The organism is Corynebacterium sp. MSK158 (assembly GCF_030229085.1).
GTDB lineage: Bacteria > Actinomycetota > Actinomycetes > Mycobacteriales > Mycobacteriaceae > Corynebacterium.
Genome location: NZ_JASPHJ010000022.1, coordinates 1 through 8,797, shown reverse-complemented (window position 1 = coordinate 8,797; position 8,797 = coordinate 1). Strand labels below are relative to the sequence as shown.

Here is an 8,797-nt window from a genome sequence, read left to right as displayed (position 1 = left end):
TACGAGACGAAGCAGAAACCCTTCACACCACCAACAAGCCCACCCACGGAGTTGACAACCTATATAGGAACACCCCCGACGAGGTGACGAGAATCCCCTCGTCGCTGTCGGACGGCGGTTTCCCGACCGGTGGCCCAGCCGCCGGCAAACCTCACCCGCGGCCGTCCGGGCCCTGTCCATGGCCAAGCCCGGTCTGGTGCCCCCGGCACCAACGACTTCCGGTGCCGCCCCGGGACGGTGAATTGCCCGTCATCCTCATTCCCGGGACCGGGGAGGACGCCTACGCGAAATGGGCGGGCCTCGCGTCCCGCCTCGCCCGGGCCGGGCTGTGCGCCTACACGTTCACCGACAACCCGCTCGTCGTCGATGGACACCCCGTCGAATGGGCCGTGTTCAGCGGCGACATCCGCCACAGCTCGAAAACACTGGATTCCGTCGTCGACCGGGTGCTGGCCGCGACCGGAGCCCCGGCGGTCAACCTCGTCGGGTATTCGCAGGGCAGCGGACCCCTGCCCCACCACTACATCCGGGAGCTGGGCGGGGACAGGGTCGTCGAACAGCTCATCGGTACCGGTGCCTCGAACCACGGGCCCCGGGCGCACAGCGCAGCCGATCGCTTTGACGTCCACCCCGAGATGCGCCACGGATACTCCCGAAACGCCGGCAAAACGAACGCGCTTGCCTGGGAACAGCAGATCTCCGGTTCCATGCTGCTGAATGAGCTGACCATCGGCGACATCACTCGACCGGGCGTGCGGTACACCTTCCTGGGCACGCGGCACGACAATGCCGTGCTCCCCCACTAAAACTCCTTCGTGCGGGAACCCGGCGTCACCAACATCACCGTCCAAGACGTGTGCCCCGCCCACCGCACCGAGCACTACGGCTTCAATTACGACCCTGTCGCCCAGGGCATCGTCGAGGACCCGCTGACCGGGACGGCGTGGCGGGACCACTGCACCGGTACCGGACCGGAGCGATGGTCCTCGACGGACGAGAGGATCAGGCGCCCGGGGAGCCTCCCGTCCGGCACGTCCACGACTCGGCGTAGCGGCCGCCCTTCGCCAGCAATTCATCGTGCGTGCCCCGTTCTGCGACCGTCCCGTCCTCCGAAAGCACGACGATGAGGTCGGCATCGCGGACGGTGTGCAGGCGATGGGCGACGACGATCACGGTGCGATCGCCGCGCAACGCTTCCATCGTGCCGACAATCGCCCGCTCAGTGGCCGCATCCAGCGAGGACGTCGGCTCGTCGAAAAGCACCACCGGGGAATCCTTCAGAAGCGCCCGGGCGATGGCGACGCGCTGCCGCTCGCCTCCCGACAGCAGCGTCCCCTCCTCCCCCACCGGGTTATCCCACCCGGAAGGCAGTAGCTCCACGATGCGGTCCACCCCGGATCGCCGGGCGGCCTCGCGCAAGCGGTCTCCGTCGCCGGGCCCGGAACCGAATCCGGGGTCGGCGAAGACCACGTTGTCCCGCACGGACGCGTCGAAGAGGAACGTCTCCTGGAACACCGGGGTCACCAGCGAGTTCACGCCGTCGGTGCCGATCCGAGGCAAGGGCACCCCGCCAATGAGGATCTCCCCCGAGTCCGGATCATGAAACCGCGACAGCAGCCGCATGACCGTCGTCTTGCCCGCCCCCGAAGGTCCCACTATGGCGACCAGCGCTCCCTGAGGCGCACGGAAGCTGACGCCGTCGAGGACCTTCTTCTCCCCGTACCCGAAGCTCACGCCGCGGAACTCCACGTCATGCCCGTCGGGCAGCTCCGGTGCGGCAGGCTCGGGAAGGGCGGGGATCGCCCGCAGGTCACGCAGCGCAGCCAACGTGTTGCGGCCCGCGCCGAAACCGCCGGACAACGCTCCCGCCGTGGTGATCGGTCCGGTGAACTGGACGACCACAATGAGCATCGGCGCCAAATGCGCCGGTGACATCCCGCCCGTCGCGGCGACCGCCACGGCGACGACCACCGCCGCCGTGAACACCGCATGGACGACCGAGCCCAACCGTCCGATGGCCGCGCCTTGCGTCGACGTCGCCTTCGCGAACGCATCGTGTTGGGCCTGGATCGCCTCATCCACCATCGCGTCCGCCGCCGAACCGTCGCCCGCGGCGCGAATCACCTGCTGGCCGCGGGTGAACTCGATCAGCCTGCCGGAGACGGCAGCGACGGCGTCAGCATGCGCTTCGTCCGACTCCCCGCCGACCCGGCCAATGGCCCGGTAGGCGAAGAAGAGCACCGGCGCCGACGCGACGAGAACCAACCCGACGCGCCAATCCATCGCCAGAATTCCGAGAGCGATGACGGTCGGCGCAACCACAGCGGCGATGACGGGCCGCAGGATCACGTGCGGCACGGACGCCGCGAACGCCATGCCCGAAGACGCCATCTCCGAAAAGCGGCCGGCCGTGGACTTGGTGACGTACCCGAGTGGCAACGTCAGCACGCGTTCGCCCAGGGAACGCAGCAGGGACGACAGCACCGCTGCGGAATTCGCCCTGCCGACCGTCCCCGCGGCGAGGGACAGCACCGCATGGGCGGCCGCGAGGCCGGCGATGACGCCGGTGAAACGCCACGCCGTCGCATCATCTCCCTCGGCCAGAGCCGACAGCAGCGGCAGCAGCGCGACGAACGCCGCTCCCTGTGCCAGCGCGGCAAGCGCGGCCAACGCAATGAGCCACGCCAGCGTCATCTTCGAGTGCCGATCCGTCATCGACCACAAGTCCCGGATCATCGGTTCCCTGCCTTTTCATCGTCTGCTTCAGTGCCCCGCGGGGCGGATGGTTCGTCGTCGAGGGCGAACGCGCGCCACAGATCCCGGTAGCGACCACCGCGCGCAAGCAACTCGTCGTGGGTGCCCGCCTCCGCGACCGCTCCCCCATCGAGAACGAGGATGCGGTCAGCGTTGCGGATCGTGCTCAATCTGTGCGCAATCACGATCACCGTCCGCGAACGAGCCAAACGCTCGATTGCGGACTGAATGAGGGCCTCGGAAGCCGGATCCGCGTAAGCGGTTGCCTCGTCGAAGATGAGCACCGGCGCGTCCGTGACAATCGACCTCGCGATGGCCACGCGCTGCGCCTCACCACCGGAAAAGGTTACGTCGACGTTGACCACCGAATCCAGGCCCTTCGGCAGCGCCGCGATGACCGTATCGAGGTTCGCGAGCTTCGCGGCCGCCATGATTTCGCCGTCGGTGGCGTCTCTCCTGGCCAGCCGGATGTTCTCCCGCAAGGGCAGCGTGAGCAACTGCGGATCCTGGAACACCACCGACACCGAACGGTGCACGTCGCGCACGGCGATGTCGCGAAGATCGTCGCCGCCCAGCAGCACCGAGCCTTCGACAGGGTCGTGGAAACGCGCCAACAGCCGGGCGACGGTGGACTTTCCGGAACCGGAGGGTCCCACCAGCGCCGTGAGGGCCCCCGATTCGAACGTCGCGGACATCCCGTCGAGGACCCGCGGCCCATCCCCGTAGGAGAAGACCAGGTTCCGGACCTCGAGCGCGCCTCCGTGCACGGGCACCGGCTCGGCGGACTCGGTGATCGGCGGCGTGCCCAGCACCTCCGCGATGGACTTCAGGGCGGCGATCCCCGCGATGATGGGTTCGGAGTTCATAGCCACCCTCACGATCGCCGCGGAGAGTCCAAGGCCGAGAACCAGCCCGGCGACGAGACCCTCCGGTTTGCCGCCCGCGGTGTCCCTCAAAGCGAGGCCGGCGCCGCACACCACTGCGAGGACCGTGATCGGGGACGTCACCACGTCGATGAGCCCGAGATAGATGTTCGACTGCCGGGACCAGGCGGACCACGCGCGGACGAACGACGACGCCGCAGCATCGTAGCGGCCCGCGCCCTGGCTGGCGCGTCCGAAGGACTTCATCACCGGGATGCCGCGCACCAACTCGATGACCGCAGCCGTCACTTTTTCAGAGGCTCGCTCGTAGTCGCGCTGAAGACCGGCTCCGCGCGAAATCATCACGCCCATCAGGGCGAAGGTGACCAGCACCGGGACGACCGCCACCGCCGCGATCCGCCAATCGACCGCGACGAGCGCGATGAGGGAAAGCAGGGGAACCAGCACCGCCACCACGGTCTCGCCGACGGTGTGGCCCATGAGCTGGTGGACGGCCGCGACGTCCTTCTCAACCGACCCGATGATCCCCGACGAGCGCCGGGCGTCCAGCCAACCCAGCGGCAGCTTCCGGATATGGGCAACCAACCGGCGCCGGAGGTAGAGCTGCAGGTCGTTATCCGCCCGGTGCGAGAGCATGCCGGCGGCGCCGTCCGCAGCCATTCGCACCGTCGCGGCGACGACGATGACAACCACGGCCAACCACGTCCGATGCACCGGGGCCTCCGGGTACGTCATCGCGATGTCGATGATGCCGACCAGCGAAGCGACGGTAGCCACCGACGACAGGACGGACAACGCGACCACCGCACGCATCCGGGTCCGGATCGGGGCGAGCAGCGACCACGGGCCGACGGTCCCGTCCACGGCGCTCACTTCCCCGCCTCCCCGATCGCGCTTTTCTTCGCGAGAGTGCAGAAATACACCATGCCGGCGCGTGAGGCTCCGTCCAGCTTCAGCCCGTTGGCTTCGGCGAGGTCCTCGAGCTCGCTGCCCCGGAACACCCGGTGGCCCATCTTCGCCATGACGGCCATGTCGACCCGCTCGTTCACGTCGGGATCCTCGACGAACGTCTGCACGTAAGCGATGCCGCCGTCGGCGAGCAGCCCGGAGACCCTGCCGAGCGCAGCTCCCGCATCCTTCATTTGGTGGAGCGCGCCACACACCCAGATTTCACAGGCCCCGCCGGGCTCTCCCGCGAGCGGCGTGAGGATGTCGGCAACGTGGAATTCCGTCCGGGCCCCGAGCCCGTCGGCGGCGGCGCGTTCGCGGGCGATGCGGATCGCATTGGGCGACAGGTCGTAGCCGACGATGTTCGCCCTGCGATAGCGAGACTCAGCGGCGAGCGTGCGGGCGAGCCACCCGGTTCCGCAACCGAGGTCGAGGACCCGGGCCGGCGCATCCGGCCCGGGATCCAGCGCACGGAGCTTCCGGTACACGGCGGCGGCGTCCATCGGTTCGCGCGCATAGCGGCTTAGGAACCTCGGCTGGACCTTGTCCTCGTAGGCCGCGAGGAGCCTGCGGTTGTTCTGGACGATCTGGGCGATCGACTTCATCTGGTTCTGTCTCCGGGTGTGTGGGCCGCGTCCACGCGGCGGTTTCGGGTTAGATGCTCGGATTTGCGGGCCGTCATGCAGACTCCCCCGGCCTCGTTTTCACGGCGATGCCCCACGCCGCGAGCACGGCGATACCAAAGAACCAGGCCGCGCAGACCACCAGACCCGCAGCCCCGGTACCGTTGACGGCCTCGCCGGCCGCGGATACGGGGGTGTGCCCGGCGATTCCGCGCAGGAGGGGACGGAAGTGGTCGGCGGGCATGAGCACCGTGTTGACGAACATCGCAACGATTATCAACGGGATAAGGGCCACGGATCCCTGGGGGCTGGTGATGGAGAACGCGATGTACGTGCCGGTGCATGCGGCCGCCGCGGCAACCATCGCGCCGGTCACCGTGATCCTCCACCACCAGGACACCTCCAGGGGGCCGTCGGAAAGCAAGGCGGCCACCGCCGCGACGACGATCGTCATCGCCATGATCCGGATGAACTCGGCGATTATCCGTGCGGTCGGCACGGCCGCGTACGGTGCCGGCATTGTGATCAACCGCTCGTGGAGGCCATTGCTGCGTTCAACGAACACGGTGGACGATCCCATGATGGCCAAGATGAACGCCCACGCCGTTACGACAAGGATAACCGCGTTCCGGAGTTCGAACTCTCCGGTGAGCTGCCTGACCAGGCTACCGAACATGCGGTTGACGATGAACAGGTACACGAGCGGAGCAATGAACGTCATGAACCAGAAGTCAGGGCGCCGCAGCCAAGTGTGGACGATGCGCCGTAGATGCACGAAAATGGCGTCGATCATGATTCGCTCCTCGAGGTGAACAGGCGGATGAACAGGACGATTCCGACGACCGTCGCGACACCGAGCCACAGGGCGGCCTCTTCCCCGGCGTGATTCGGGAAGGCGCCCGGGGACGCCGCCCTGATCACCTCGATCACCGGCGAAAAAGGCATGTGGCGCACGATGTCGCGCAGGGAGCCGTCCACAGCGGTCGTCGGAATGAACGCGGTGGAGAACATGAGCAGCAGCATTTCCAGCGCCTGGATCGATGAGGCCGTCGACACCGGAGCGGGCACCATCAGGATCACCCCGTCCGTGACCAGGGACAGGACCGCGGCGGCGAGCAGTGACCACAGGACTGTCCACGCGACGTCACCGAGAGCCATGTCGAGGCCACAGGCCCACGCGACGATCAGCAGCGCCGCGATCGACGCGGACATCCGCAGCACATCGGTGGCGAGCCTGCCGGCGACATAGCCGCCCGTGGCCCCGGGCAACACGCGCACACGGTCGACGAGCCCGGATTCGACGTCCTGTCCCACCGCCATCGCCGACGCCGCGGCGGTGAACATCGCCGCCTGGAACAGGCAGCCGCCGAGCACGAAACGCAGGTACCCGAAGCCGGATTGCCCTGCCGAGTACCCAAACACCGCGTACAGGCACAGCAGGAAGAGGGGAGGAACGACGAACATGGAGATCAGCGACGCGGTGTTGCGTCGCAACAGCAGCAGATCCCGACGGAGGAACGCCGCGACCGACGTCGCACTCATCGCGCCGCACCCCCCGCGTTCATCGATATGAACACCTCGTTAAGGGTGGGCGGCGACACGCTCAGCGAATCCGGCAACGCTTCCGAGGCCTCCATCGCCCGCGCCACCGCCTCGAGGACCTGCGGTCCGGGGTCGACGTCGAGGGACACCATCTTCCCCGCGACGCGGGCGCGGTCCAGACACGCTCCCCTTAGGCAGCGGGCGAATGCCTCCGCCCCGGCGGCGGTGGCGAAGGACACGCGGAGCACGTGCGACCCGAAGTCGCGACGCAATTCCTCCGGCGTTCCGCTGGCGACGATGCGGCGGTCCTTGAGCAGATGGACGTGGTCTGCCAGCGCCTCCGCCTCTTCCAGGTACTGGGTGGTCAGCACCAGGGTCATTCCGTCGTCCCGCAGTTGCCGGATGAAGCCCCACAACTCTTCGCGGCTGACCGGGTCCAGCCCCGTCGTGGGTTCGTCGAGGAACAGCAACCTGGGCACGACGCACAGCGACGCGGCGATGTCGAGGCGGCGCCGCATACCACCCGAATAGGCCGACGCCAACGTCGAGGCACTGTCCGCGAGCGAGAATTGCGCGAGCAGTTCCGTCGCGCGGGCGGCCGCGTCGGCGCGGTCGAGTCCGCGCAGACGCCCGAAGAACTCCAGGTTCTCCCGGCCGGTGAGGTTCTCGTCGATCGCCGCGAATTGGCCGGTGGTGGCAATGTCGGCGCGCACGCCCGCCGGATCCTCTTTCACATCGCGCGAGAAGATGCTCACCTCGCCGGAGTCTGCGGTGATGAGCGTCGACAGGATTCGGATGAGGGTGGTCTTGCCTGCGCCGTTGTGGCCGAGGAACGACACGATCGACCCGGCGGGCACGGTGAAACTCACGCCGTCGAGCACATGCTTGCGCATCCGGGCGCCGCGCTTTCCCTTACGCCCGCCGTCCGGCGGAGCACCTGCCCCGCCTTCGGGCGCGGTGCCGGCTTTGCCCGCAATCGGGTAGCTCTTCGTGAGGTCGCGGACGACGATCGCCGCACCCCGTTCAGCTTGATCCGTCATCGTTTCTCCTTTTCTTTGGTGTCGCAGTGGGCCGCTGCCGGCAGTGGCCCCGTGGTCAGGTTGTCATGCGGCGTTTCGATATGGATGCCCGCATCGCGGGCGAAGGCGAGGACCGGTTCGAGGAGCCGGGGGTGGCCGACGAGATCCCGGCACCCCGGCGCGACCGGCTTCCCCGTGACCGACGCAACGGTGGCGGCGGCAATGGCCGCGGTCATTTTGTAGGAACCCGGGCCAGTCGCCCGGACGACGGTTGTCTCGGCCGCCGACCCCGCATCGCCCGCGCCGGCGGAGGACAGTGCGACGACCAGCTCGGCGGGTTGCGGAGTGCCCTTCGCCCGCGCCTTCCGCGACGTCACGGCCGCCCCGAGACGGGCGAGCAGACCGGAGACGACGGGCATCGCGTACAGTCTCGACGTGCGGATCTTCTCCACCGACTCATCGGGGAGAGCATCGAAGGCGACGTGGTAGGAATATCCGAGGATCGAGGGGCACACCTCGCGTACGACGTCGATGTCCGGGCATTCGTAGCCGATTCCGCTTTGCGACGACACCGGGTTGCGCCGCACTTCGACGATGGCGCCGCCGAGCATATCGCGGGTGGATGGTCGGCCACCCGCTGCGACCGGTGCGACGTGTACCAACCGCCCATCGTCCGTCTGCGATGCCACGGCGTCGCCGTCGCCCGTCCCGTCCGGGCCCGCGTCCCCGACTCCCCCTCCGGAGAGGGGTTCTCTGGTCGATCCACGTTTTCTGTTCATCGTCGCCGCCTCGCTTCCGTTGCCGATTCCCGATCGGGAACATAACTTGAAACAGTATTAGGTTAGGCAATCCTTATCTACTTATGCCAGACTCGAATTATTGACTTTGCCCCCGCTCCCCCCCCATTTCGTTGTTAGCAGTTCCACCTCAGGGCACCGAAGATTCATAGCCTGTCCACCCGATTGGGCGGGCTATGTTTATTTCCGTTCCCTCCGTCTGAAAGGACAGTAGAACTAGTCGCGGGCTT

The 8,797-nt window shown here is 67.6% G+C and carries 8 protein-coding genes; 1 reads left to right on the top strand and 7 read right to left on the bottom strand.

The genetic code is table 11. The annotated features are described in order from the left end of the window. The coding region (locus QP915_RS11415; RefSeq protein WP_502869336.1) for an esterase/lipase family protein at positions 1–806 on the top strand (806 nt) is incomplete at its 5' end. A 196-nt stretch (positions 807–1,002) separates the two neighbouring features. Here QP915_RS11415 and QP915_RS11410 read toward each other — a convergent pair. The 7 genes from QP915_RS11410 to QP915_RS11380 form a co-directional block, all read right to left on the bottom strand. After that, the gene (locus QP915_RS11410; RefSeq protein WP_284769408.1) at positions 1,003–2,736 is read right to left on the bottom strand and encodes an ABC transporter ATP-binding protein; all 1,734 of its coding nucleotides are present in this window, start codon (positions 2,734–2,736) and stop codon (positions 1,003–1,005) included. Further along, on the bottom strand, positions 2,733–4,511 hold the full coding sequence (locus tag QP915_RS11405) for an ABC transporter ATP-binding protein (RefSeq protein WP_179387189.1): 1,779 nt from the start codon (positions 4,509–4,511) through the stop codon (positions 2,733–2,735). The genes QP915_RS11410 and QP915_RS11405 overlap by 4 nt, the downstream gene beginning before the upstream one ends. Next, positions 4,508–5,191, bottom strand: coding sequence for a class I SAM-dependent methyltransferase (locus QP915_RS11400; protein ID WP_034668635.1), 684 nt, complete (start codon positions 5,189–5,191; stop codon positions 4,508–4,510). The genes QP915_RS11405 and QP915_RS11400 overlap by 4 nt, the downstream gene beginning before the upstream one ends. A gap of 73 nt (positions 5,192–5,264) precedes the next feature. Further along, on the bottom strand, positions 5,265–6,002 hold the full coding sequence (locus tag QP915_RS11395) for an ABC transporter permease (protein ID WP_284769407.1): 738 nt from the start codon (positions 6,000–6,002) through the stop codon (positions 5,265–5,267). Then, entirely contained in the window at positions 5,999–6,751 is a 753-nt protein-coding gene (locus QP915_RS11390; protein ID WP_005325973.1) for an ABC transporter permease, read from the bottom strand. The genes QP915_RS11395 and QP915_RS11390 overlap by 4 nt, the downstream gene beginning before the upstream one ends. Then, positions 6,748–7,791 (bottom strand): ABC transporter ATP-binding protein, encoded by a 1,044-nt coding sequence (locus QP915_RS11385; protein WP_086589202.1) that lies wholly within the window; start codon positions 7,789–7,791, stop codon positions 6,748–6,750. The genes QP915_RS11390 and QP915_RS11385 overlap by 4 nt, the downstream gene beginning before the upstream one ends. Next, positions 7,788–8,459, bottom strand: coding sequence for a hypothetical protein (locus QP915_RS11380; RefSeq protein WP_284767207.1), 672 nt, complete (start codon positions 8,457–8,459; stop codon positions 7,788–7,790). Before QP915_RS11380 ends, QP915_RS11385 begins: the two co-directional genes overlap by 4 nt. Positions 8,460–8,797: the final 338 nt, after the last annotated feature.